Origin of the sequence: Bradyrhizobium stylosanthis, assembly GCF_001641335.1 — a bacterium.
GTDB classification, from domain to species: domain Bacteria; phylum Pseudomonadota; class Alphaproteobacteria; order Rhizobiales; family Xanthobacteraceae; genus Bradyrhizobium; species Bradyrhizobium stylosanthis.
Genome location: NZ_LVEM01000004.1, coordinates 63,810 through 88,204, shown reverse-complemented (window position 1 = coordinate 88,204; position 24,395 = coordinate 63,810). Strand labels below are relative to the sequence as shown.

At 65.4% G+C, this 24,395-nt stretch carries 20 protein-coding genes; 11 read left to right on the top strand and 9 right to left on the bottom strand.

Annotated elements, in window-relative coordinates; all coding sequences use genetic code 11:
* Positions 1 to 115: 115 nt before the first annotated feature.
* From A7X65_RS26970 to A7X65_RS26955, 4 genes are all read left to right on the top strand, one after another.
* Positions 116 to 904 (top strand): ImuA family protein, encoded by a 789-nt coding sequence (locus A7X65_RS26970; protein WP_063690993.1) that lies wholly within the window; start codon positions 116 to 118, stop codon positions 902 to 904.
* Positions 801 to 2,396: a Y-family DNA polymerase gene (locus A7X65_RS26965; protein WP_063690991.1), complete on the top strand. Its 1,596-nt coding sequence runs from the start codon at positions 801 to 803 to the stop codon at positions 2,394 to 2,396. Before A7X65_RS26970 ends, A7X65_RS26965 begins: the two co-directional genes overlap by 104 nt.
* Positions 2,393 to 5,773, top strand: coding sequence for an error-prone DNA polymerase (locus A7X65_RS26960; RefSeq protein ID WP_063690989.1), 3,381 nt, complete (start codon positions 2,393 to 2,395; stop codon positions 5,771 to 5,773). The genes A7X65_RS26965 and A7X65_RS26960 overlap by 4 nt, the downstream gene beginning before the upstream one ends.
* Before the next feature lie 136 nt (positions 5,774 to 5,909).
* The gene (locus tag A7X65_RS26955) at positions 5,910 to 6,599 is read left to right on the top strand and encodes a hypothetical protein (protein ID WP_063690987.1); all 690 of its coding nucleotides are present in this window, start codon (positions 5,910 to 5,912) and stop codon (positions 6,597 to 6,599) included.
* A 241-nt stretch (positions 6,600 to 6,840) separates the two neighbouring features.
* On the opposite strand, the gene A7X65_RS26950 is transcribed toward A7X65_RS26955, so the two are convergent.
* Both A7X65_RS26950 and A7X65_RS26945 read right to left on the bottom strand, forming a co-directional pair.
* The gene (locus tag A7X65_RS26950) at positions 6,841 to 7,611 is read right to left on the bottom strand and encodes an SDR family NAD(P)-dependent oxidoreductase (RefSeq protein WP_063690985.1); all 771 of its coding nucleotides are present in this window, start codon (positions 7,609 to 7,611) and stop codon (positions 6,841 to 6,843) included.
* A 176-nt stretch (positions 7,612 to 7,787) separates the two neighbouring features.
* Positions 7,788 to 8,075, bottom strand: a complete 288-nt coding sequence (locus tag A7X65_RS26945; protein WP_018647989.1) for a hypothetical protein — start codon at positions 8,073 to 8,075, stop codon at positions 7,788 to 7,790.
* Between the two features lie 53 nt (positions 8,076 to 8,128).
* On the opposite strand from A7X65_RS26945, the gene A7X65_RS26940 reads away from it, so the two are divergent.
* From A7X65_RS26940 to A7X65_RS26930, 3 genes are all read left to right on the top strand, one after another.
* A complete protein-coding gene (locus A7X65_RS26940; protein WP_063690983.1) occupies positions 8,129 to 9,529 on the top strand; it encodes a CoA transferase in 1,401 nt (466 codons plus the stop codon).
* Positions 9,530 to 9,674: 145 nt separating this feature from the next.
* A complete protein-coding gene (locus A7X65_RS26935; protein WP_063690981.1) occupies positions 9,675 to 10,919 on the top strand; it encodes an efflux RND transporter periplasmic adaptor subunit in 1,245 nt (414 codons plus the stop codon).
* Positions 10,920 to 10,955: 36 nt separating this feature from the next.
* On the top strand, positions 10,956 to 14,072 hold the full coding sequence (locus A7X65_RS26930; RefSeq protein WP_063690979.1) for an efflux RND transporter permease subunit: 3,117 nt from the start codon (positions 10,956 to 10,958) through the stop codon (positions 14,070 to 14,072).
* A gap of 3 nt (positions 14,073 to 14,075) precedes the next feature.
* Here the strand turns inward: A7X65_RS26930 and A7X65_RS26925 are convergent, their stop codons facing one another.
* From A7X65_RS26925 to A7X65_RS26905, 5 genes are all read right to left on the bottom strand, one after another.
* On the bottom strand, positions 14,076 to 15,038 hold the full coding sequence (locus tag A7X65_RS26925) for an amidohydrolase family protein (protein ID WP_063690977.1): 963 nt from the start codon (positions 15,036 to 15,038) through the stop codon (positions 14,076 to 14,078).
* Between the two features lie 52 nt (positions 15,039 to 15,090).
* Positions 15,091 to 15,648 (bottom strand): P-loop NTPase family protein, encoded by a 558-nt coding sequence (locus tag A7X65_RS26920; RefSeq protein ID WP_063690975.1) that lies wholly within the window; start codon positions 15,646 to 15,648, stop codon positions 15,091 to 15,093.
* Positions 15,649 to 15,673: 25 nt separating this feature from the next.
* Entirely contained in the window at positions 15,674 to 17,071 is a 1,398-nt protein-coding gene (locus tag A7X65_RS26915; protein WP_063690973.1) for a TolC family outer membrane protein, read from the bottom strand.
* 220 nt (positions 17,072 to 17,291) lie between these two features.
* On the bottom strand, positions 17,292 to 18,071 hold the full coding sequence (locus A7X65_RS26910) for an enoyl-CoA hydratase (RefSeq protein WP_063690971.1): 780 nt from the start codon (positions 18,069 to 18,071) through the stop codon (positions 17,292 to 17,294).
* A 166-nt stretch (positions 18,072 to 18,237) separates the two neighbouring features.
* Positions 18,238 to 18,897, bottom strand: coding sequence for a hypothetical protein (locus A7X65_RS26905; RefSeq protein WP_063690969.1), 660 nt, complete (start codon positions 18,895 to 18,897; stop codon positions 18,238 to 18,240).
* Between the two features lie 290 nt (positions 18,898 to 19,187).
* Here A7X65_RS26905 and A7X65_RS26900 point away from each other — a divergent pair, with 290 nt between their 5' ends.
* Positions 19,188 to 19,733 (top strand): sigma-70 family RNA polymerase sigma factor, encoded by a 546-nt coding sequence (locus A7X65_RS26900; RefSeq protein ID WP_063690968.1) that lies wholly within the window; start codon positions 19,188 to 19,190, stop codon positions 19,731 to 19,733.
* A gap of 2 nt (positions 19,734 to 19,735) precedes the next feature.
* The gene (locus tag A7X65_RS26895) at positions 19,736 to 20,374 is read left to right on the top strand and encodes an NrsF family protein (RefSeq protein ID WP_063690967.1); all 639 of its coding nucleotides are present in this window, start codon (positions 19,736 to 19,738) and stop codon (positions 20,372 to 20,374) included.
* Here the strand turns inward: A7X65_RS26895 and A7X65_RS26890 are convergent.
* Together A7X65_RS26890 and A7X65_RS26885 are read right to left on the bottom strand one after the other, a co-directional pair.
* Positions 20,371 to 21,471 (bottom strand): DUF2336 domain-containing protein, encoded by a 1,101-nt coding sequence (locus A7X65_RS26890; protein ID WP_063690965.1) that lies wholly within the window; start codon positions 21,469 to 21,471, stop codon positions 20,371 to 20,373. The genes A7X65_RS26895 and A7X65_RS26890 overlap by 4 nt on opposite strands.
* 59 nt (positions 21,472 to 21,530) lie before the next feature.
* Positions 21,531 to 22,688 (bottom strand): GGDEF domain-containing protein, encoded by a 1,158-nt coding sequence (locus tag A7X65_RS26885; RefSeq protein ID WP_063690963.1) that lies wholly within the window; start codon positions 22,686 to 22,688, stop codon positions 21,531 to 21,533.
* 439 nt (positions 22,689 to 23,127) lie between these two features.
* On the opposite strand from A7X65_RS26885, the gene A7X65_RS26880 reads away from it, so the two are divergent.
* Both A7X65_RS26880 and A7X65_RS26875 read left to right on the top strand, forming a co-directional pair.
* Positions 23,128 to 23,697, top strand: coding sequence for a sigma-70 family RNA polymerase sigma factor (locus A7X65_RS26880; protein WP_063690961.1), 570 nt, complete (start codon positions 23,128 to 23,130; stop codon positions 23,695 to 23,697).
* Positions 23,694 to 24,389, top strand: a complete 696-nt coding sequence (locus tag A7X65_RS26875) for a hypothetical protein (RefSeq protein ID WP_063690959.1) — start codon at positions 23,694 to 23,696, stop codon at positions 24,387 to 24,389. Before A7X65_RS26880 ends, A7X65_RS26875 begins: the two co-directional genes overlap by 4 nt.
* Positions 24,390 to 24,395 lie beyond the last annotated feature (6 nt).

Here is a 24,395-nt window from a genome sequence, read left to right as displayed (position 1 = left end):
ATTGACTCCTTGCGCGCCGTTAGCTTTATATTAGAACATATCATGAACAAATGAGCCAGCCGCTGGTTTCTCTTTTTGAGAGCCATCGGCAATCACCTCTGAAGGAGCGGCGTATATGAGCGGCGCACGTCAAAGCGCGCTTGCGACCTTGCGCGGCCAGATCGAGCGCATCGAGACGGCGGAGGTCGTGCATGAGCACGGGCGCGTCGCGCTCGGCCATGGCGAGATCGACAGCGTGCTGAAGGGCGGGCTCGCGCGTGCGGCGATCCACGAGGTGTTTTGCGAAGGGCGTCAGGCCGCGGCCGCGACGGGTTTTGTCATGGGCCTCGCAGGGCGCGTCTCGGCACGCCGGCCGCTGCTGTGGGTGCGGCAGGATTTTTCGGAAGTAGAGACGGGTGCGCTGTCGATGAGCGGGCTCGCCGAGCTCGGCCTCGATCCGCGTCGCGTGGTGACCGTGCGCGCCGCCGATGTCGAGAGCGCGCTGCGCACCTCGGCCGATGCGCTCGCCTGCGATGCGCTCGGCGCGGTCGTGCTCGAGCTCTGGGGCGAGACCAGGCAGTTCGACCTCGTGGCGAGCCGCAAGCTGACGCTGGCCGCGCAGGGCTCAGGCGTCACCGGCCTGATGCTGCGCATGGCGGCGCAACCGCTGCCTTCGACCGCGGAGACGCGATGGATGCTGCGCGCGGCGCATTCACCGCCGGGGGCCGCCTGGAGTGCCTGGGGCGCGCCGCGCTTCGATGCCGAGCTGTTGCGCAATCGTCATGGCCAATGTGGCCGGTGGATCATGGAATGGAATTGTGATGAGTGCCAGTTCAGTGAGCCGTCGACGTATCCTCAGCCTGTGGCTGCCGCGCCTGCCCATCGACCGGATCCAGCGATTTCTTGGCAGCGCCGGGCTGGATAAGAATAATAATGATCCGAGCATTGTCGTCATCAAGGAGAACAATGCGCTGGTGATCCATGCGCTCGACGAGGCCGCCGGGCATCTCGGCCTGTATATCGGTCAGCCGCTCGCGAATGCGCGGGCGATGTGCCCGGACTTGAAAGTGTTCGATGCCGATGTCGTGGCCGATGCCAAGACGCTCAGCGACATCGCCGACTGGTGCGACCGTTTCACGCCGCTGGTGGCGCTCGATCCGCCGCACGGGTTGTTTCTGGACATTACCGGCTGCGCGCATCTGTTCGGCGGCGAGGCCGCGTTGCTGCAGACGCTGGTCCGTGCGCTCGGCCGGCAGGGCTTTGCCGTCAGCGCGGCGATAGCCGGGACCTCGATTTGCGCGCGCACGCTGACGCGGCAGGCCTCCGGCACCATCGTTGCCGATGGTGGGGAGGCGGAGGCGATCGACCGGTTTCCGGTCTCCGCGCTCGGTGCGGGCGAGGCCATCACGACCGGCCTGCGCCGCGCCGGTTTGAAGAGCATCGGCGATGTCGCCTCGCGCGCGCCGGGCGAGATCACGGCGCGGTTCGGCGCGCGGTTCTCCACGCTGCTCGCGCATGCGCTGGGACAGGGCGATGCGCCGATCAGCCCACGAAAACCGCTGCCCGACTATATCGTCGAGAAGCGTTTTGCCGAGCCAATCGCGACCGACACCATGATCGCGATGACGCTGTCGCGCCTTGCGGATACGCTGATCGCTTCCATGGAGAAGCAGGGCAAGGGCGCGCGACGTCTCGAAGCCGCCTTCTTCCGTACCGACGGCGTGGTGCGCGCGATCGTGGTCGAGACCGGACGTCCGGTGACGCGAAGCGCGGTGATCGACCGCCTGTTCCGCGAGCGCCTCGATGCGCTGGCCGATCCCCTCGATCCCGGTTTCGGCTTCGACATGGTGCGCCTGTCGGCGAGTCGCACCGAGATCGTCGTGCAGGAGCAGCGCGATCTCGACGCCCATGCCCACGACAATGACGAGCTCGCCGCATTGATCGACCGTATCGCCGCGCGCATCGGCGGCAAGCGCGTGATCGTGCACCTGCCCGAGGATACCCATATCCCGGAGCAGGCGGTGCTGGCCGCGCCCGCGCAGCATCATCTCGCGGCCGCCATGCAGGCCGAATGGCCTGTTCGCACCGAGAGCGAGCCGCCGCTGCGCCCCTTGCGGCTGTTCGAGAAGCCGGAGCCGATCAAGGTGCCGTTCGCGACCGTGCCCGACGGCCCGCCGCATCAATTCACCTGGCGCCGCGCGCTGCATGCGGTGGTGCGGGTGGAAGGGCCCGAGCGCATCGCGATGGAATGGTGGCGGCAGGACGGCAAGCAGCTGACGCGGGACTATTTCCGCATCGAGGATGCCGAGGGACTGCGCTTCTGGATCTTTCGCGACGGTCTGTACGAGGGAGAAGTGTTCGACGGCGACGGCAGTCCTGCTTCTCCCGGCTGGTATGTGCACGGTCTCTTCGCATGACTGCGCCCGCCTATGCCGAGATCGGCATCACCACCAATTTCTCCTTCCTGCGCGGCGGTTCGGATCCGCGCGCCTATGTGCATCAGGCCAGTGCTTTGGAAATTCCGGTGATCGGCATTGCCGATCACAACACGCTCGCCGGCGTCGTGCGGGCCTGGAGCGAACTCGACAACAAGGAGGTGCTGCACAAGCCGAAGCTGCTGATCGGCGCGCGCATCGTCTTCGTCGACGGCACGCCCGACATCCTTGTCTATCCGCGCGACCGCGCGGCCTATGGCCGGCTGTGCCAGCTCCTCACAAGGGGCAAGCGCGGCGACGACATCACGCGGATCGAGAAGGGCGAGTGTCATCTCAGGTTTGCCGATCTCCTGGAGTTCTCGCAAGGCCAGCTCCTGGTTCTGACGCTGCCGCATCGCTTCGAGCAGGAGCAGGCGCTGGATATCCTCGCAAGGCTCAAAGCCAGCCGCGCCGACGGCGCGTGGCTGGCGGCGAGCCTGCTCTATCGCGGCGACGACCGGCGGCGCCTGGCGCGGCTCGACGATCTCGCGGCAACAGCAAGGGTGCCGCTGCTTGCGACCAACGAGGTGCTCTATCACGACCCCGGCCGCCGTCCGCTTCAGGACGTGCTGACCTGCATCCGGGAGAAGACCACGATCGAGGCTGTAGGGCGGAAGCTCGAGGCCAATGCCGAACGCTTTTTGAAGACGCCGCGCGAGATGGCACGGCTGTTCCGCGATTTCCCAGAGGCGATCGCGGAGACCATGCGCTTTGCGGACAGAATCGACTTCACGCTCGACCAGCTCAAATACCAGTATCCGGACGAGCCGGTGCCGCGCGGCAAGACCGCGCAGGGGCATCTGGAGGATCTGACCTGGGCGGGCGTCGACAAATATTTCGGCGGTATCGACAACATCGACGACAAGCTGCGGGCTACTCTCAAGAAAGAGCTCGCGCTGATCGCCGAGCTGAAATACGCGCATTACTTTCTCACCGTGCACGACATCGTCCAATATGCGCGCAGCCAGAACATCCTGTGCCAGGGCCGCGGCTCGGCGGCGAATTCGGCTGTCTGCTATGTGCTCGGCGTCACCTCGGTCGATCCCACCAAGGTCGACCTGCTGTTCGAGCGCTTCATCTCGAAGGAACGGCTGGAGCCGCCCGACATCGACGTCGATTTCGAGCACTCGCGGCGCGAGGAGGTGATGCAATATGTCTATCGCCGCTATGGCCGTCACCGCGCCGCGATCATCGCGACCGTCATCCATTATCGCCCGCGCAGCGCCATCCGCGACGTCGGCAAGGCGCTGGGCCTGACGGAAGACGTCACCGCCGCGCTGGCCGACACGGTCTGGGGCAGCTGGGGCAAGGGCCTCAACGACATGCAGGTCAGGCAGGCCGGGCTCGATCCGCAAAATCCCATGATCAACCTCGCGGTCGAACTTGCGACCGAGCTGATCGAATTCCCGCGCCATCTCTCCCAGCATGTCGGCGGCTATGTGCTGACCCAGGACCGGCTCGACACCTATGTGCCGATCGGCAACGCCGCGATGGACGACCGCACTTTCATCGAATGGGACAAGGACGACGTCGATGCGCTTCATATGATGAAGGTCGACGTGCTCGCACTGGGCATGCTGACCTGCATCAGGAAGTGTTGCGATCTGATCGCGGATCACAAGGGTAAGCGTTACGTGCTGGCGAGCGTCCCGCAGGACGACCCGAAAGTCTACGACATGCTGTGCGCCGGGGAGTCGCTCGGCGTGTTCCAGGTCGAGAGCCGCGCGCAGATGAACATGCTGCCGCGCCTGAAGCCGCGGACCTTCTACGATCTCGTCATCGAAGTCGCGATCGTGCGGCCGGGGCCAATCCAGGGCGACATGGTGCATCCGTACCTGCGCCGCCGGAACCGGCTCGAGAAGGTGAGCTATCCTTCGCCGTCACCCGAGCATGGGCCTGCCGACGAGCTCTACAAGGTGCTGCACAAGACGCTGGGCGTGCCGCTGTTCCAGGAGCAGGCGATGCGGATCGCGATCGAAGCCGCGCATTTTACGTCAGAAGAAGCCAACGGCTTGCGCCGTTCGATGGCGACCTTCCGCAATGTCGGCACCATCGGCCAATACGAGGAGAAGCTGATCGGCAACATGGTGGCGCGCGGCTACGATCCCAATTTCGCCAGAAGCTGTTTCGATCAGATCAAGGGCTTTGGCTCCTACGGCTTTCCCGAGAGTCATGCCGCTAGCTTTGCGCAACTGGTCTACATTTCTTCGTGGCTGAAGCATTATCATCCGGATGCGTTCTGCTGCGGCCTCCTGAACTCGCAGCCGATGGGATTTTACGCCCCGGCGCAGATCGTCGGTGATGCCCGCAAGAACGGTGTCGAGGTCCGCGACATCGACGTGTCCTTCAGCTTTGCGCAGAACACGCTGGAGCAGGGCAGTGGCAAATACTGCGCCGTGCGTCTCGGCTTCCGGCAGATCGACGGCTTTCATTGGATCGACAAGGATGAGGAGAGGCTCAAGGAAGAGCAGGCAACCCGGCAAGGCAGGGAATATGTCCGCCCGGATGACTGGGCCGACCGCATCGTCGCCGCCCGCAATCGCCGTCTCTTCACCTCGCTCGAGGATTTCGCTCGCGACACCGGCCTGCCCAAGCGCGCGCTGATCCTGCTGGCGGACGCCGATGCGTTCCGCTCGCTCGGGCTCGACCGCCGCGAGGCGCTGTGGCAGGTGCGGCGGCTACCCGACGACGTGCCGCTGCCGTTGTTCGAGGCCGCGACCGCGCGTGAGCAGCCGGATGAGGGCGCGAAGCCGCTGCCGGTGATGCCGCGGTCCGAGCAGGTGGTCGCGGACTACCAGACCATCCGTCTGTCGCTGAAGGGCCACCCGATGGAATTCTTGCGCGAGATGTTTACGCGCGAGCGTATCGTCGCCTGCAGGGAGATCAGCCACGAAAACGAGCGGCGCCGCGTCCGTTGCGCCGGTGTGGTGCTGGTGCGGCAGCGGCCGGGCAGCGCCAGCGGCGTCGTGTTCATGACGCTGGAGGACGAAACCGGCATCGCCAATGTCGTGGTGTGGCCCAAGATCATGGAGCAGTACCGCAAGGAAGTGATGGGCGCCCGCCTCATCGAGGTTCAGGGCTATATCCAGAGCAGCCCCGAGAAGGTGACGCACCTCATCGCCCAGCGCATGATCGACCGCTCGCACGATCTCGTCGGCCTTGCCAACGACGCGCTCAGCGGCAAGCATCCGGTGCCGGCAGGCGCCACCGTCGTCGAACCGCTCAACGACGATCCTCGCTCACTCGCGGACATGCCCGCGCAAAAAATCCGCCACCCCCGCAACGTCCGCATCCTGCCGCCGTCGCGGGATTTTCATTGAGGGTTGTGAACAAGTCGCAAGAATCGGCCGATTTTGCTCAACGATAAATACGATTTGAATTGAGTTTCTAAGCAACCTGAAAGCGAGGGGTGCCTATCATTCGCGGTGTCGATCTGGATGTGGCGGGAGCCAATATTTGCAGCTGGAATCCTCGCAACGGTCGCGCGGCCTCGCCGTCGCCGTAAAGCTGGATCGAAGACCCTCCCGCATCGACAGGCTCGGCCTCTGGTTATCCAGGAGCAGCACGATCGACGGGCTTTGGATCGGGACAACCGAAAGCAAGCCTTACCCGGCGTTGCGCCGCGTGGAAGAGGCCCTCCAGCTCATCAGGCGCCACGACGCACTCAACTATTCCCGTATCGTCCATAATCTCGACCGAATATGGGTACACCTGCTCCCCGACGCCCGGGCCCACTACGATCTGTCATTGAACGCCTGCGCCCTCGATGAACGTTACGTTCTCGATGAGCGAATGACGCTTGAGCGGATCGCCTCCACCATCGTCCATGAAGCGACCCATGCACGGTTGGAGGGGTGGGGGATCATCTATGAAGAAAAAAGCCGCTATCGGATCGAAGCGGTCTGTCTTCGGCGCGAGCTCAACTTCCTCAAGAAGCTGCCTGACACCGGGCTCATGCAGGAAGAAATCGCTCGTACATTGGAGTGGTGCGAAAGCGACCAAGCTTACTTTTCCGACGCGAGCTTTTGGAGCCGCGAAGTCCAAGGCCAGATTGATACATTGCGCTACTTGAAAGCGCCGGACTGGTTCGTGCAATTTGCAATGTGGCTCATTCGCAGGCGCCGTTCGCGCCTATCCGCACCATGAGCGTCTGCGCCTCTGCGCGGAGCAAGGCGACCAAGCAATCGAGACTGTTCCCGCGAAAGATTCTGGATTGCTTCGCTACGCTCGCAATGACGAGTTTATCGAAGCGATCGCGCGCCTCACCCTCCGTCGTCATGCCCGGGCTTGACCCGGGCATCCACGTCTTTCCACGAGCGCAGCACCGCGTGGATGGCCGGGTCAAGCCCGGCCATGGCGGCAGAGAGAGCCCGTCAAGCCAGCTCCCTCAAAAATTCACCCGGTTCGAGATCGCCCCGTCCACGACGAGATTGGATCCCGTGGTGAATCCAGACACCGGGCTCGCCAGAAACACCGCAGCGCTCGCGATCTCCTGCGGCGTTGCCATGCGGCCGGTCGGGTTGCGCTTCATCGCGTCGTTGTAGCGATCGGGCATGTTCTTCTCGACCATCTCCCAGACACCGCCCTTGAAATAGACGGTGCCGGGCGAGACCACGTTGACGCGGATCTTCTTCTTCGCATATTGCCGCGCCAGTCCCTTGGCCATGTGGATCAGCGCCGCCTTGATCGGGCCGTAGGAGCTGGCCGTGTCGGCCTGCGCCGCGGAGATCGACGAGATGATCACGAAGGCCGCATCGCCGCTGCTGGCTCCGCTCGCTTCGAGAAACGGCCGCGCGGCATCGAACGCATGCACGGCACCGAGCACGTCGAGCCGGAAATTCTGTTCCCAGGACGCGGGATCGCCACCCTGCGCCATCGCGCCGGCATTGGAGAATAGCATGTCGACGCCGCCGAGCTCTTTTGCGGCCGTCTCGACCCAGGATTTCAGCGCTGCGCCGTCGGTGACGTCGACCGGGCTGCCGGTGGCGCGGATCCCGCTCGCCTTCAACTCGGCAACGGTCGCCGCGACCTGATCCGCGTTGCGGGCGCACACCGCGACATTGCTGCCTTCACCGGCCAGCGTCGCCGCAATCGCCCGCCCGATGCCGCGCGTACCGCCGAGCACGACGGCGTTCCTGCCTTTGAGACCGAGATCCATTTTGGTTTTCCTTGTTGTTGGTGCAATGAGTGTAACTGTTTCAGAAGACCCGCAGAAGCCTCCACATCGTCATTGTGAGCGCAGCGAAGCAATCCAGAAATGCATCTGCGGAAACAGTCTGGATTGCGTCGTCGCAATGGCTCCTCGCAATGACGTGGAGAGAGGCGAGGCCCACTTCACTCCGGCGACGCCCCCACCGGGGGGCCGCCGGGCGGGCGGTGCAGGAAGGTCAGCGAGGCATAGGCGCCGGCCCAGGAGCCGATTGCCGCGAAAGCGACATAGAACGGGTTCTCGGTGTAGCTGATCACGGCGTAGGAGGAGAGCATGTACCAGACTGCGCTCCAGTTCGCCGCCGACATGCGCTTGCGCGCGATCACGGCCGAGGTGAACATGACATAGACCGCGTCTGTGGCCGCCGTTGCGATGAACACGGCACCTGCGGTGAGAGGATCGATGGCGGCCATTGCATGTCCTTATGTGCTAATAGGATGTTGAAAGCTAAAGGGAGAGAAGGGTCATGCAAAGCCCCGCCGACATTCTCAAGGGCATCTGGACCTCTGCCGGCGGTGACGCGGCCGCGCTCGCACGCGTGCAACTGACCGGCGAGGAGCCGCAAATCCCGTCCTCTTTTCGGGTCGCCGTTGCCGGCCAAGCCACCATCGCCGCCGCGGGGCTTGCTGCCGCGGAGATCTGGCGGCTGCGCAGCGGCGAGATGCAGCACGTCACCGTCGATATGCGCCACGCCGTCGCCGAATGCCGCTCCGAGCGTTATCTGCGCCTCGACGACAAGCCGCCGCCTCCGGCCTGGGACGCCATCGCCGGCGTCTACAGGACGGGCGATGGCCGCTTCGTCCGCTGCCACACCAATTTCCCGCATCATCGTGACGCCGTCTGCAAGGTGCTTGTTTGCGAGGCGGAACGCGAGAAGGTGCAGGCGGCGCTGATGCAATGGAAGGGCGAGGATTTCGAGACCGCGGCTTATGCCGCGGGCGGCGTCGTTGCCTTGATGCGCTCATACGACGAATGGTCGGCGCTGCCGCAGGCGCGCGCGCTCGCCGAGCTACCGCTGATCTCGATCGAGAAGATCGGCGATGCTCCGCCAAGGCCGTGGCCTCAAGGCGATCGTCCGCTCGCAGGTCTTCGCGTGCTCGATCTCTCCCGCGTCATCGCAGGCCCCGTGGCCGGCCGTACGCTCGCTGCGCACGGCGCGGATGTGCTGCTGGTGTCGGGGCCGGAACTGCCCGCCATTCCCTGGCTCACCATCGATACCGGACGCGGCAAGCTCACCACGTTCATCGAGCTCAAGAGCGAGGCGGGCAGGGCGCGATTGCGCGCGCTGCTTGGCGATGCCGACATCTTCTCGCAGGGCTATCGGCCGCGCGCGTTCGCCTCCCTCGGCTTTGCACCCGAGGAGGTCGCCGCGATCAGTCCAGGCATCGTCTATGTCACGCTGTCGGCTTACGGTCATGCCGGCCCCTGGGCGGAGCGGCGCGGCTTTGACTCGCTGGTGCAGACCACGACCGGCTTCAACCATTCCGAGGGACAAGCCGCGGGCATCGACGGCCCCAGGGAGTTGCCGGCGCAGATGCTCGACCACGCCACCGGCTATCTCATGGCGTTCGGCGCGATGATGGCCAGGGTGCGCCAGGCGCGCGAAGGCGGCAGCTGGCACGTACGCGTGTCGCTGGCGCAGACCGGTCGCTGGCTGTGGAATCTCGGACGGCTCGACGGCGGACTGAATACCCCGGATCTTACGGGGGAGGCCGTACATGCTGCGTTCATCGAGCGCATGCCATCTGGCTTCGGCACGTTGAAGGCGGTGCAGCATTCCGCGCTGCTGTCGAAGACGCCGGCGCGATGGAGCCGTCCGGCGATGCCGCTCGGCAGCCATCCGGCACAGTGGCCGGCTCGAAACTGACGTGAAGCTGACGCGTGGCAAAATTTTAACGCAAAGGGAAAGGCACGAGGCGTTTTTTAGGTTGTCTGAAATCCCAATTCGGCACTATTAGCGCGACCGACAAGGCAGGCGTCTGCCGAGATCGTCGCAGACACGACCGGGCCCCATGGTAGTTGAAAATACCAAGCGATTGCAGGTGCTTACAAAACAGCGGGTGATTACATCCGTAGTTTTACTAGCTCTTGCCGGCGCCGGCGCCTATGGCTTCCTCTATGCGGGAGCCAAGGAGAAGAGCCACTCCGAGATCTCCAGCCAGTCGCGCAGGAATGCGCAGAATTTCACGCCGACGCCGTCCGAGTGGGCGACGCTGAAGATCGAGCCGGTCAAGGCCAGGACCTTCCGCGCTGAATATGTCACCGAGGGCAAGGTTGCGATCGACGAGGATCGCTCGACGCCGGTGTTCTCGCCCTATGCGGGCCGGGTCACCAAGCTGCTGGTCAAGCCCGGCGAGACCCTGACGCAAGGTCAACCGCTATTCACAATCGAGGCCGCCGACACCGTGCAGGCCCAGAACGATTTCATCGCGGCGATGACCGCGCAGAACAAGGCGAAGTCCGCGATCGATCTCGCCGACATCCAGTTCAAGCGGGCCAAGGATCTCTACGAGGGCCACGCCATTCCGCTGAAGGACTATCAGCAGGCGGAAGCAACCCAGGTCCAGGCGCAGAACGACATGCGCTCCTCGATGACGGCGCTGGAGGCCGCGCGCAACAAGCTGCGCATCCTCGGCTTCACCGACGAGGCGATCAAGACGTTCCAGGAGAAGGGCACGATCAATCGGGAGATCACGATCTACTCGCCGATCTCCGGCACCGTCGTGCAGCGCAAGATCGGCCCGGGCCAGTACGTCAATGCCGGCGCCAGCGATCCGGTGTTCGTGATCGGCGATCTCTCCACGGTCTGGCTCACCGCCTTCGTGCGCGAGAGCGATGCGGCCGCGGTGTGCATCGGCCAGGACATCATGGTCAACGTGATGGCGCTGCCGGGCCGCCCGCTCACCGCGAAGATCAACTACGTCGCCGCCGCGATCGATCCCAACACCCGCCGCCTGCTGGTGCGCGCCACCATCGACAACAAGGACGGCGTGCTCAAGCCGGAGATGTTCGCCAACGTGACGATCTATTCGGCCGGCGACCGCGCCGCGCCGGCGGTGCCCAAGCAGGCTCTCATCTATGAAGCCGACAAGGTCCGCCTCTGGGTCGCGCGCGAGGACAAGTCCGTCGAGCTGCGCGAGATCAAGATCGGCCTCATCAACGGCAACCTCGTCGAAGTCACCAGCAATCTGAAACCCGGCGAGCAGATCGTCGTCAAGGGCAGCCTGTTCATCGACCGCGCGGCGTCCGGCAGCTGATCGACGACCCAAAAACAAGACAAGCTGAAGACCTGAATGGATCGCCTCGTCGCCCTTGCCGTCAATCGGCGCTTCCTGATGGTCGGCATGTTCGTCGCCGTACTGATCGGCGGCCTGATCGCGTTCAACCAGCTCAACATCGAAGCCTATCCCGATCCGACCCCGCCGATGGTCGACATCGTGACGCAGTCGCCGGGCCTGTCGGCCGAGGAGATCGAGCGCTACATCACGATCCCGATCGAGACCCAGGTGGCGGGTCTGAAGAACATCACGACGATCCGCACGATCTCGCTCTATGGTCTCTCCGACGTCAAAATCCAGTTCTCCTTTGCCTACACCTATGACGAGGCGCAGCAGCAGGTTCTGAACCGCCTGGCGCAGCTGGCGCCGCTGCCCGGCAACGTGCAGCCGCAGATCTCGCCGCTCAGTCCGATCGGCGAAATCTTCCGCTACCGCCTGGTCGGCCCGCCGAACTACAGCGTGCTCGACCTCAAGACCATCCAGGACTGGGTCCTGCAGCGCCGCTTCCGCGCCGTGCCCGGCGTGATCGACGTCACCGGCTGGGGCGGCAAGAGCAAGACCTACGAGCTCCAGGTCGACAACAACAAGCTGGTCGCCAACGGCCTGACGCTGCCGCAAGTGCTCCAGGCGGTCGGCAACTCCAACGTCAATGTCGGCGGCAACACCGTCAATATCGGCCAGCAATCGGCCGTGGTGCGCGGCGTCGGCCTGATCCGCTCGATCGACGATCTCGCCAACACCATGATCGCCCAGACCAACGGCAATCCGGTGCTGGTCAAGGACGTCGCCACCGTCACCGTCGGGCAGCGGCCCCGCCTCGGTATCGCCGGTCTCGACGATTCCGACGACATCGTGCAGGGCATCGTGCTGATGCGCCGCGGCGAGCAGAGTTCGCCGACGATCAAGCGCGTCCACCAGCTCGTTCAGACCATCAACAATTCCAGCATCCTGCCGCCGGGCGTACGCATCGAGCGCATCTACGATCGCGGCGACCTGATCGAGCTGACTACCCACACCGTGCTGCACAACATGGTGGTCGGCATCCTGCTGATCGTGCTGCTGCAATGGATATTCCTCGGCGATCTCCGCAGCGCACTGATCGTCGGCGCAACCATTCCATTCGCGCTGTTCTTCGCGGTGATCATTCTGGTGTTGCGCGGGGAATCGGCGAACCTGCTGTCGGTCGGCGCGATCGACTTCGGCCTGATCGTCGATGCCACCGTCATCATGGTGGAGGCGATCTTCCGCCGCCTGACGCAGACGACGCCGGTGTCGGAAACCGAGCACATGTCGAACGAGACGCTGTTCGGCATGAAGAGCCACGCCATCCTCAGCGCCGCCGCCGACGTGTCGCGCTCGATCTTCTTCGCCGCCGCCATCATCATCGCGGCTTTCCTGCCCTTGTTCACGCTCTCCGGCGTCGAGGGAAACATCTTCGGGCCGATGGCGCGCACCTATGCCTATGCGCTCGCCGGCGGCCTGCTCGCCACTTTCACCGTCACTCCGGCGCTGTCGGCCATCATCCTGCCCGCGCATGTCGAGGAGACCGAGACAAAGGTGATGCTGATCCTGCACCGGATCTACATGCCGGTGCTGAACTGGGCCGTCGCCAATCGCGGCATCGTCCTTGGCGGCGCGGTCGGCCTCGTGGTGATGACGGTGGCGCTCAGCCGGCTGCTCGGCCTCGAATTCCTGCCGAAGCTGGAGGAGGGCAACCTCTGGATCCGCGCCACGCTGCCGCCGACCATCTCGCTCCAGGAAGGCAACAGCTACGTCAACGAGATGCGCAAGGTGATCCGCGCCCGGCCCGAGGTCGAGTCCGTGGTCTCGCAGCACGGCCGCCCGGATGACGGCACCGACGCCGCCGGCTTCTTCAACGCCGAGTTCTTCGCCCCGCTGAAGCCCGCCAGCCAGTGGCCGGGCACCCACGACAAGGAAGAGCTGACCGCGCAGTTGCTCAAGCAGCTCGACGACCGCTTCCCCGGCGTCGAATTCAACTTCTCGCAATATCTCCAGGACAACGTCTCCGAAGCTGTCTCGGGCGTGAAGGGCGAGAACTCGATCAAGCTGTTCGGCAGCGACCTCCAGGCGCTCACGGATACGGCCAACAAGATCAAGCAGGTGCTCTCGACCGTCCAGGGCGTCACCGACCTTGCGGTGTTCACCTCGCTCGGGCAACCGACGATCCAGATCGACATCGACCGCGCCAAGGCGGCGCGCTACGGCCTTGCGCCCGGCGACATCAACGCCACCATCAAGGTCGCGATCGGCGGCGACACCGCCGGCGATCTCTACGAGCCGGGATCCGACCGCCATTTCCCGATCATCGTGCGCCTCGCGCCGGAATATCGCAGGAGCGCGGAGGCGATCCAGAATCTGCGCATCGGCGCGCCCGGCCCGAACGGCACCGTCACGCAGATTCCGCTCAGCGAAGTTGCCAATATCAGCCTCGTCTCCGGCGCCGCCTATATTTACCGCGAGCAGCAGGAGCGCTATCTGCCGATCAAGTTCTCGGTGCGCGAACGCGACCTCGGCAGCGCGATCCGGGAGGCGCAGCAGAAGATCGCCGACCAGGTGCAATTGCCGGCCGGCTCGCACATGGAATGGGTCGGCGAGTTCGGCAATCTCCAGGACGCGATCCGGCGGCTGTCGATCGTGGTGCCGATTTCGCTGGCGCTGATCGGCGTCCTGCTCTGGTTCAATTTCGGCTCGATGACCGACACGCTGCTGGCCATGAGCGTGATTCCGATGGCGATCTTCGGCGGCGTGCTGGGCCTGTTGATCACCGGCACGGCCTTCAGCGTGTCGGCGGCGATCGGCTTCATCGCGCTGTTCGGCATCGCGGTGATGGACGGCATCATCATCCTGTCGCAGTTCAACCAGCTGATCGAAGAGGGCATGGACCGCATGAGCGCGGTGGTGCGCACCGGCGAGCTTCAACTCCGGCCCGTGCTGATGACCTGCGTGGTCGCGGGCGTCGGCCTGCTGCCGGCGGCGCTGTCCGAAGGCATCGGCTCCCAGGTGCAGAAGCCGCTCGCCGTCGTCGTCGTCACCGGCATGATGCTGGCACCGGTCGTCATCCTGGTGACGCTGCCGGTGCTGATCTCCTTCTTCTCGCGCCGGGCGCGCTGACCGTCAGAAGCCGTAAAGTCGCGCCGGGTTGTCGACTAGGATCTTCTTGCGCACGCCCGCATCCGGCGCCCACACCGGAAGCTGGTTGAGCAGGCGTCCGTCGTCGATCTGGTAGAGCGGTGCGATGTCGGTGGCCTTGCGTCCCTCGACGCGGCTCGAATCCGGATGCGGCCAGTCTGTGCCCCAGACGATGCGATCGGGGTTGGCCGCGATCAGGGCCTGCGCGTACGGCACCATGTCCTGATAATCGGGTGCGCGCTTCGACGACCGGTAGGCGCCGGAGATCTTCACATAGGCCTTGCCGGACTTCACGAGGGCGACGAGATCGGAGAAGCCCGGCTGCTCCAGGCCGCGCTCGGCTTCGAGGCCGCCGAAATGGTCGAACACGACCGGCACCGGCGCCGTCTCGACGAGATCCTTGATCGCCGTGATCATGGCCAGCGTGGTGTAGAGCTGCACGTGCCAGCCGCGCGCCTTCATGCGCTCGACCGCGGCGGTGAAGCGCGGCCGGCCGACATTGGGATCATTGACGCCGCCGGTCGCCAGATTGAGTCGGACGCCGCGGAAGCCGTCCTGATGCATGGTGTCGAGCGCGCTCTCCGGCGTCTTGTCGTCGATCACGGCGACGCCGCGCGCGTTTGCACCGCGGGCCTTCATGCCGAACAAGGTCGACGAATTGTCGGTGCCGTAGACGCTGGGGGTGACGATCACCACCCGTTCCATATGCAGCGCCTTGTGCAGCGCGGCCATCTCCTCGGGTGAGGCCGGCTCGGGCGTGTAGACGCGCCCGGCGAAGAACGGAAATTTCTCGACATCGCCGTGGATATGGGTGTGGCAGTCGCAGGCATGTTCCGGGACGTCGAAATTGACCGGCGTCGCTGGCTGCGCCGCGCGGGCATGGGCTCTGTTGGTCATGGCTACTCCGGCGGCGAGGGAGGCAAGCAGGACGCTGCGGCGGTTGAGCACGGTTTCTCTCCCTGATTTTGTTGATTGGTAGCAGTGTAGGGACAGTATCACATCAGCCTGGCAGCCGCTGCGCGTCGTTGCATAGCTGCTCGACAAGGTCCGCAAGCGGGCGCGAGCCGTCGACACGCATGATCGGGCAGGGCAGGCCCGCGAGCCATGTTTCATGCTTGGCGAGACTGCGTCCCTCGCGATCCCCGGCTTCGTAATGGGACGCCCAATCGACAAAGGACTCGGTCTCCTCGTGGCGCCAGCCACCCGGCGCGACGGCATCCGCACCGAAATGGGCAGCTTCGCGGGCGCGCAATCGTTTCAGCCGGATGTCGCGCGGCGTGGTCACGTAGATGATCAGATCGAACAATGGGACGAGCTCGTCGCCCCAACCGGTGATGGAGCCGCTCAGCACCCAGTCGAGACGCGGCAGGAACATCTCGCGCATCAGGCGCAGGCGGTCGGCGGCCGGGCGCGTCGTCTGATAGGGCGGCACGGTCGGCAGCCAGAAATAGTCGTCGCTGTCGTGATGCGGCAGCGCGAGCTCGCCCGCGAGCGCACGACCGAGCGTCGTCACGCCGGAGCCCGAAGCTCCCATCAGATGGATGCGGCGGCTTTTCATCGGCACCGACCCGGGAGATTTGAGGCTACTGCCCCGACGGCGTCCGCAGGCCGTGCCAGGCGTCGCGGACCTGCTGGTAGTGCACCTCGGGCAGGTAGTCCGGCGTGTTCAGGTTCAGCGTCTTGACGTCGAGATGGCCGACGGCGCTCAGCAGCGTGTAGGAGGCGATCACGCGGTCGCGCAGCGCGCCGATCAGGCGGGCCTTGGCCTGGATCAGATCGGCCTGCGAGTTCAGGACGTCCACTGTCGTGCGCTGTCCGCCGGCGGCTTCGCGCTGCACGCCCTGGAGAGCGACGGTCGCCGCCTTCACCTCGGACTCCGAGGCCGAGACCGCGATCTTGGCGCCTTCATTGGCGACCCAGGCGCTGACCGCCGCCGTGCGGGCCTGGTTGCGGACCTGGTCGAGCACGAGCCGGCTCTGAGCCGTGATCTCCTTGGCCTGCCGCGTTTGCGCGGCGGCCTGGCCGCCGTCATAGATCGGGGCGGTGACGCTGGCGACGATGGAGGCCTGGTCCTCGGCGAAGGTGCCGAGCGTCGGGTCGTTGTTGCGGCTCTTGCTGGCGCTGCCCTGGATGCTGGCGCTCGGCAGCAGCGCGCCTTCGGCCACGCGGATATTGGTGGAGGCGACGTCGACGTCGAAGCCTGCCGCCATCACCGCCGGGTGCTGACGGATCGCCATCGTCATGGCGTCCTCGCGGCTCTTCGGCAGATAGCGGTCGACCACTTCGGCGGGCTTGAGCTGCGAGGGCGCGTTGCCGATCACCTGGGCATAGGTCGCCTGGCTCACCGCCAGCGCGACCTCGGCGGCGTTGAGGTCGGAAAGGCCGCGGTTGAGGCGCGCTTCGGCCTGCGCCGTGTCGGTCGGCGTGACGTCGCCGGCATTGAGGCGGCGCTGGGTGACGGCGAGCGTCTCGCGCAGGAAGGCGACGTTGGAGCGCTGCGCCTCGACCAGCGACTGGTTGGCCAGCACGTTGGTGTAGGCGGTGACGCCGTCGAGCAGCACGCCCTGGCCAACATTGCGCAGCGCCTCGCGGCCCGACTGCACCTGGAGCTCGGCGGCCCGCACGTTGTTGGCGGTGCGGAAGCCGTTGAACAGGGTCTGCGTCACGGTGACGCCGATGACCCATGGCTTCAGGTTTGCGGTCTGGATGGTGTTGTCGGGCAGAAGGTTGCGCACCGATTGCAGGCCGGCGCTGAGGCTCGCCACGATCTGCGGCCGGTAGCCGGCCAGCGCCTGCGGCACGTTCTCGTCGGTCGCGCGCTGCCGCGCGCGTTCGGCATTGAGCTGCGGATTGGTCTGGTAGGCTTTGGCCAATGCCTCCGGCAGGGCCTCGGCGGATGCGGCCGAGGGCAGGGCGCACGACAACGCCAGCGCGGTCCATGTCGCAAGCACGGGACCCACGCCCGATCGATGTCGCGTCATCGCGCGATCAGCTCTGGCGGCACGCCCAATCATGTAATCCCGCTTAACCCCGGCTGTCCGCCCCCGCCGACGGTGGCCTCTTAACTGTTTACCCAGCCGGGGTCGCGCAGGCAAACTGCCGCGGGGAAAACCCCCATGTATTCCGTGCTTGTTGCAGGTGCGTCACAGGGTTTCTGCGGGACGGCGGCGAAGCCTTACACCGGCCTGACCGGGTGCCGGCTCAGCGGTTCTTGTTCACCGGCTTGCGCTTCTCGATGAACGCGGCCATGCCCTCGGAGCGGTCTTCCAGCGCGAAGGTCGCGTGGAACAGGTTGCGCTCGACGCTCATGCCTTCGGCGAGCGTGGTCTCGAAGGCGCGGTTCACCGCCTCCTTGGCCATGGCGGCCGCAGGGCGCGACATCGATGCGATCTTCGCGGCCGCTTCCATCACTTCGTCCATGAGCCTGTCGGCGGGCACGATGCGGCTGACGAGGCCCGCGCGCTCGGCCTCCGCGGCATCCATCATGCGGCCGGTGAGGCAGAGATCCATCGCCTTCGACTTGCCGATGGCGCGGGTCAGGCGCTGGGTGCCGCCGATGCCGGGAATGGTGCCGAGCGTGATTTCGGGCTGGCCGAACTTGGCGGTGTCGGCGGCGATGATGAAGTCGCACATCATGGCCAGCTCGCAGCCGCCGCCGAGCGCGTAGCCGGCAACCGCCGCAATCGTCGGCTTGCGGCAGCGGGCGACGCGGTCGCCGCCGATCGCGGCAAAGTCCTCGGAGAACATGTCGATGAAGGCCTTGGGCTGCATCTCCTTGATGTCGGCGCCGGCGGCAAACGCCTTCTCGCTGCCGGTCACGACGATGCAGCCGATGGCGTCATCGCCCTCGAGATCGTCGACGGCGGCCGCGATCTCACGAAAGACGCCGAAGGAGAGCGCATTGAGCATCTTCGGCCGGTTCAGCTTGATGATGCCGACCGCACCGATGCTTTCGACGATGATGTGTTCGAACGTGCTCATGCTCCACCCACGCTTTTGATTGGGCGGGCAATGTGCCTGCTGGCGCGGACGCCTTCAAGGGCCCACGAAGCCTTCGGAACGGGCGTCCGGAACACGCGGCAAATCGCGCGTTCCGGACGGGGTTTCCTCAGGCCAAGCAATCAGGCCAAGCGTTCAGGCCGAAAAATCAGGCCATGAACATGCGCGCGGCGGACGCCAGCGTCAGCAGCGTGCCGACCCCGATGAAGATCTTTCCGATCAGCGAGCTCTGGTCCCAGGCCGAGCTCTGCTGGCTGCTGGCCATCACCGGCGCGGGACGCGGCTGTGCCGGGGTCGCGGCAATCACCGCCTTCTGGGCGGGCGGGTTGTCCTGCTGCACGGCCTGGTCGAGATCGTTAGGCTGGTCAGGGGCGACGATCTGGCTCTCGGCGTTCGGGGCCGCGGTATTGTCGGCGGCCGCCTGGACGTTGTCATTGGCGCGGCCGGTCATGGCGGAGGCGGCAGCCGCAGGCGGCGTATCGGCCGCAGCGAGCTGGGCGTTGGCGTTGGCGACCTCCGGCGGCATCTCGCTCGAGGCCGGCACGTTGCTGTCGGCCTTGGCCTCGTCGGCCTTTGGCGCGGACTGCGTCTTGTCGGTCGCCTTGTCGTCGGATTTCTGCGCCGTCTTGCTGCTGGTGCGATGCGCGGAATGGCGCCGCTGCTTGTTCGGCCTGGCCGTGTCGGCCTGTTTATCCGCGCTGTCCGACTTGCTTGCGGCCGAGCTGGGCGCGGCCTGTGCAACGCCTCCAGACAGCAAGAAAAGCCCGGCCACAGCAATCAGGGCCATGCGCATGCTGGCTTTCATCATTCTGACGATCTCCCCAATTCCGCCCGTCCCGGGGGCGAACAGAGACCTCGGGGCGTGACGACAGCTGGGCAGAAAATGGGAATCTTCGGGCCACACCGGGCGAAAACGGGGCAAACCGCCCCCACGCCCACGGCTGGCCGGATGCGGGCCGGCTTAATCGGTGTTATGAGCCGTCGCGGGTTCGACGGCCGTACCGGCCACCGGGGCAGTCGATATCACGAATTCGTGATGTCGCGGGTGCCGGCGTAACAATCTGAAAATGCGGCCGAATTGCATGGTGAGGGGCGCGCGTGCGCGGACGTGAGGACGAATGGACCGGCCTGATGCGGTCGGCCATGGCGGGCGATGATGCGGCTTATCATCGTCTGTTGAAGGCGGTCACGCCGGTGCTGCGCGCCGCGGCGAGGCGTGGTCTGGCGCGGGCCGGGCAGCCTCCCGATCAGGCCGAGGATATCGTGCAGGAGATACTTTTGGCGGTGCACCTGAAGCGGCACACCTGGGACAGCGAAGCCCCCTTCGCGCCCTGGCTGTTCGCGATCGCCCGCAACAAGCTGATCGACGCGCTGAGGCGGCGCGGCCGGCGCATCTTCGTCAACATCGACGATTTCGCCGAGACGCTGCCGGGCGAGGCGCCGCAGGAGACCGCTTCGGCGGGCGAGGTCGCCGCGCAATTGGATACGTTGCCGCAGCGCCAGCGCGACGTGCTGCAGTCGATTGCGGTCGAGGCCGCCTCGATCAAGGACACGGCGGCGAAGTTTTCGATGAGCGAGGGTGCGGTGCGGGTCGCGCTGCATCGCGGACTTGCGGCACTGACGGCCAAACTGCGGGACCACTAGTCATGGATACCGACCAACTCATTCGCTCGCTCGCGGCCGACAACGCCCATCGCGCGCCGCGCGTCGGCGCCGTGCTGACCATGGCGTTGCTGGTTGCCGCACCGCTGTCGATCCTGGTCTTCGCAACCTTCCTCGGCGTGCGCCCCGACGTCATGAGCGCCATGCGCAATCCCTTCTTCGACATGAAGTTCGCGGTGACGTTGTCGCTCGCGATTCCCGCGATCATCGTCAGCCTGCATCTGTCGCGGCCCGAAGCCCTGCTGCACGGCTGGGGCTGGCTGCTGCTGCTGCCGGTCGGGCTGCTCGCGGTTGCGATCGGCGGCGAGATGATGATGGCACCGGCGATGCCGATGACGATGCGCATGATGGGCAAGAACTCCAGGGTGTGCCTGGTCGCAATCCCCGCGATGTCGCTGCCGCTGCTGGCGGGGGCGTTGTTCGGCCTGCGCCACGGCGCGCCGTCGCGCCCCGCGCTCGCCGGCGCGCTCGCGGGCCTGGTGTCGGCCGGGCTCGCCGCGACGCTCTACGCCTCGCATTGCACGGATGATTCACCGCTGTTCGTCGCGACCTGGTACACGATCGCGACCGCACTGGTGACCGCGATCGGCGCGGCGATCGGCTCGCGGGTCCTGAGATACTAGGCCGCCGGCGTCGCGCTCTGCATGCGCTGGAAGCGCAGCACCTGCTGCGCCGTGGATGAGCGCAGGGCCTCGTAGGTGTCGCGCAGGGCCAGCATGTCGGCCGGCGAGCCGCCCGACAGCTTCTCTCGCATGGCGATGATCGCGCGCACGCTCGACCATTGCATGCCCGCGACCTTGGCGAGGATCATCACGCCCTCGGTGCGGCTTTCGACCATCATGGTCTCGGCGGTCTCGACCGCGACGCCCGCGAGCGCCGCGAGGCCCGCATTGGTCTCGTCGAACTTGCCCTGTTCGGCGAAGGTCGCGATCTGGAATTCGGTGAGACGTCCATCCTCGTGCAGCGACTTCACCAGCGCGCGTGCCATCTCGGTCTGCCTGGTCGTGGCGGCGGCCCGGACCCGCTGGGCGGCCTCCTGCACCACGTTCGAAACCTCCTCCGCGAGCTCCGGATGCGCGGCCTCCAGCTTCCGGCGCACGCTCATGGACGCCTTTGCGACCAGCTTCAGGTAGTGATGGCGCGGCAGGTTCGGCCGCAGGCCGATGCAGGTGGCGAGGTCATCGTCGCGTTCGGCGCGCGTGACGAGGTCGGAGAGACCTTCCTCGGAGAGCCGCGCACCCGGATTGCTGACGGTCGATTGGACCACGTCCTCGTTGCCGCGCGTCACCAGCACGTCGGTCAGCGCTTCCGACAGCACGCGCCGCAGCGAGATCGCCTTCAGATGGGCCTGGCCTCTCGTGCGCGCGATCTCGATCAGCGTCGCCTCGTCCAGTCGTTCCGATTTCGTCAGCACGGGCCCTGCGACCTCGATGACCTCGTCGAGCGCCAGCGTGCGGATGATCTTCGGCGGTGCGGCCGCGATCGGCGCAAGGCGATCGGCAAGCAGTGCCCTGGCCGACGTCTCGATCTGCTCGATCAGGCACTCGAACACGTCGTCGAACACGCGGATGTGGTCGTCGGAATAATCCACCGCGTTACCGACGAAGAGATCGGTGACACGGCGCAGCGTCTCGACCCGCCGCGCAACGGTGCCGTGGGAGAGCGCAGCCTGCAATTCGTCGAGCAGGTTTTCGGATGGTTTATCGGCTTTGGATCTCATTGCCCTGTCCTGGAGCGTTCGGTCCGGCGGCTTTGCACCGCCGGGTGAAAATGGATTGGTCAGTTCGTTGCGATGCGGTTGCGCCCTTGCGCCTTGGCGGAATAGAGCGCGCTGTCGGCGCGCGCGAGAAACGTGTCGGCAGTATCCATGTCGCGAAGCGTCACGACGCCCGCGGAAATCGTTACGCGCATCCCAGGGGAGAATGCGCTCCAGTCGAGATCGGCAACGATGCTGCGCAGCCGCTCGAGCATGCGCGAGGCCGCCTCGGCTTCGGTGTCGGGCAGCAGCAGTAAAAATTCCTCGCCGCCGTAGCGGCCGAAACAGTCGACCGGGCGGATGTTGGCGAAAATGGTGATGGCGAAGGTGCGCAGCACCTCGTCGCCGACGGGATGGCCGTGGGCGTCGTTGATGCGCTTGAACCAGTCGAGGTCGATCAGCGCGATCGCGCAGGGCGTCGAGGCCTGCCGCGATTTTTCGATTTCGCTGTCGAGCATCCGCATGATGCAGCGGCGGTTGTAGGAGCCGGTCAGCTCGTCGAGCTCGGCCAGCTCCTCGATCCGCCGATAGGCGGCCTTCAGCTCGATGCTGCGCTGGTACAGGATCTTGCGCAGCGTGGCGCCGAACAGGCCGAGGAAGGCGCACTGGCCAATCACCAGTACGAAGCACAGCATCGAGGCGGCCCGCTGCAGCCTGGTCGCAACCGGCAGGCCGATCGGCAGGTCGGAGGCGAGGAAGACGGCGCCGAGGCCGGCGGTGGCGAGCGCCCAGGTCAGCATCGCCTGGGTCGAGGTCATGCGCAGCGTGCCGAAGGCGAAGATCAGGAACAGCACGCTGATGAAGGTGACGCCGAGGATCGGGACCGACAGCAGGAACACGAATTGAAGCGCCATATGCGCCGAAATCTGGAAGACGGTGAGATAGTGGTCGGTGAACCTGTCGCCGACGCCGGCTTCCGACAGCACGGTGAACGTACCGATGATCAGGAGGCCGCCGAACCAGAACAGCGAGGCGACGTCCAGCGAGACCACGCCGTCATAGGCGTAGATCAGCAGGACGGAGGCGCCGAGCGAGTAGCTCGCCACCTGGCCGATATACATCTGGCGGCGTTGCCAGGCCCGGCGGGCCCGGACCTGCGGCGCCGCCGCCTCGGGCATGAGGACGAGATCCGCGACCTCAGCGGCATTCCTCTCGGGAAGCGACGTCGCGGCCGTGTTCATGATCCTGCCGGAGGTGGATGTCAGCCCAAAAATCTACGTGGCAAGCCTTTAGGTTTGGTATCCTTTGAAACCGAATCCGAACCGTGCAGTGCAGAACAGGATGGTATTGGCCGGCTGCGGGAATTTGCCGGCGATTAGGCATCGTCTGCGATGCGTTCGAGCCAAAGCGGGGGTTCGTGAGACATACGTCGTGCAGGACTGCTATGGAACCGGACTTGGTCGGCCGGCCCGTGCCGGGCAGGCATTTCGCAGGAAAGTGCTTCAGTATTATGTTACCGATCTGGATCGAAGTGGCCAACCAACGCGGGTATCGCAAGAAAAGCGCGCGTATGTGGGGTAGGTCACACACCGCCCCGTATGACTGCGGTAGGTTGAAGAATTTCGCCCCTCCCGTCGAACCGTCCGCCGTATCGACCCGACCAACTTTGCGAGACGGGCTTTGAGCGTGACACAGGCGGCTACGGACGAGGTCCTCATCGCCAGGATCGCCCAAGGTGACCGGCTCGCCATGCAGGTGCTGTACGGGCGGCACCATGTCAGGGTTTACCGGTTCGGGTTGAGGCTTGTGCGGGACGAGCAGGCGGCGGAAGACCTCATCAGCGAGGTATTTCTCGACGTCTGGCGTCAAGCCGGCAAGTTCGAAGGCCGATCCGCCGTTTCCACCTGGCTGCTGGCAATCACCCGATTCAAGGCCCTCTCGGCGCTTCGGCGCAGGAAGGACTTTGAACTCGACGAAGACGCCGCGAACGCGATTGAGGATTCGTCCGACAATCCGGAAACGGTGGTGCAGAAGAAGGATACGAGTGCCGCGTTGCGGGAGTGTCTGACGGGCCTCACGCCGGAACACCGGGAAATCGTCGATCTCGTCTACTACCACGAGAAGTCCGTGGAAGAGGTGGCCGAAATCGTCGGGATACCGGAGAACACTGTGAAGACGCGCTTGTTCTATGCGCGCAAGAAACTGGCCGAACTGCTGAAGGCAGCCGGCGTTGAGCGAGGCTGGCCATGATGGCTTTGAGCAAGAAGATGCTGGAGCAAGAGCCCAGTGAGATTGAACTGCTGCTGCCCTGGCACGCCGCCGGCACGCTGAACGCGCGCGATGTCCGCCGCGTCGAGGAAGCGCTGGCGAATGATCCGGAGCTTGCCAGGCAGTACGCCGCGATCCGCGGCGAGTACGAAGAGACCATCCATCTGAACGAGAGCCTGGGCGCTCCGTCGGCGCGCGCGATGCAGAAGCTGTTCGCCGCGATCGATGCCGAGCCGGCGCGTGCCGTCGGTTCGCTGCCGCTGTCGTCGCGCATCGCGACCTTCTTCGCGAGGCTGTCGCCGCGGACGCTGGCATGGTCGGCGAGCCTCGGCGCCATCGCGCTGCTGCTGCAGGCCGGCATCATCGGCGCGGTGCTGATGAAGACCCAGACCGCGACCTTCCAGACCGCTTCGCTTTCGACCGGAGCGCCGATCACGCGTGAACTCGGTGCGGCCGCCGCGCCGGCCCGTGCGCTGGTGCGTTTCACGCCCGAAGCGCGTGTTGCCGACATCACGGCGTTGCTCGACAGCTATCAGGCGTCGATCATCGGCGATGCCAAGGGCGGCATGTTCCGCCTCCAGTTCGACAAGGCGATGAGCCAGGACGAGCTCGCCGCGCTGCTCGGCAGAATGCAGCGCGAGAAGTTCGTCAACCTCGCCGTCGCGGCGCCGTAGGGCGCC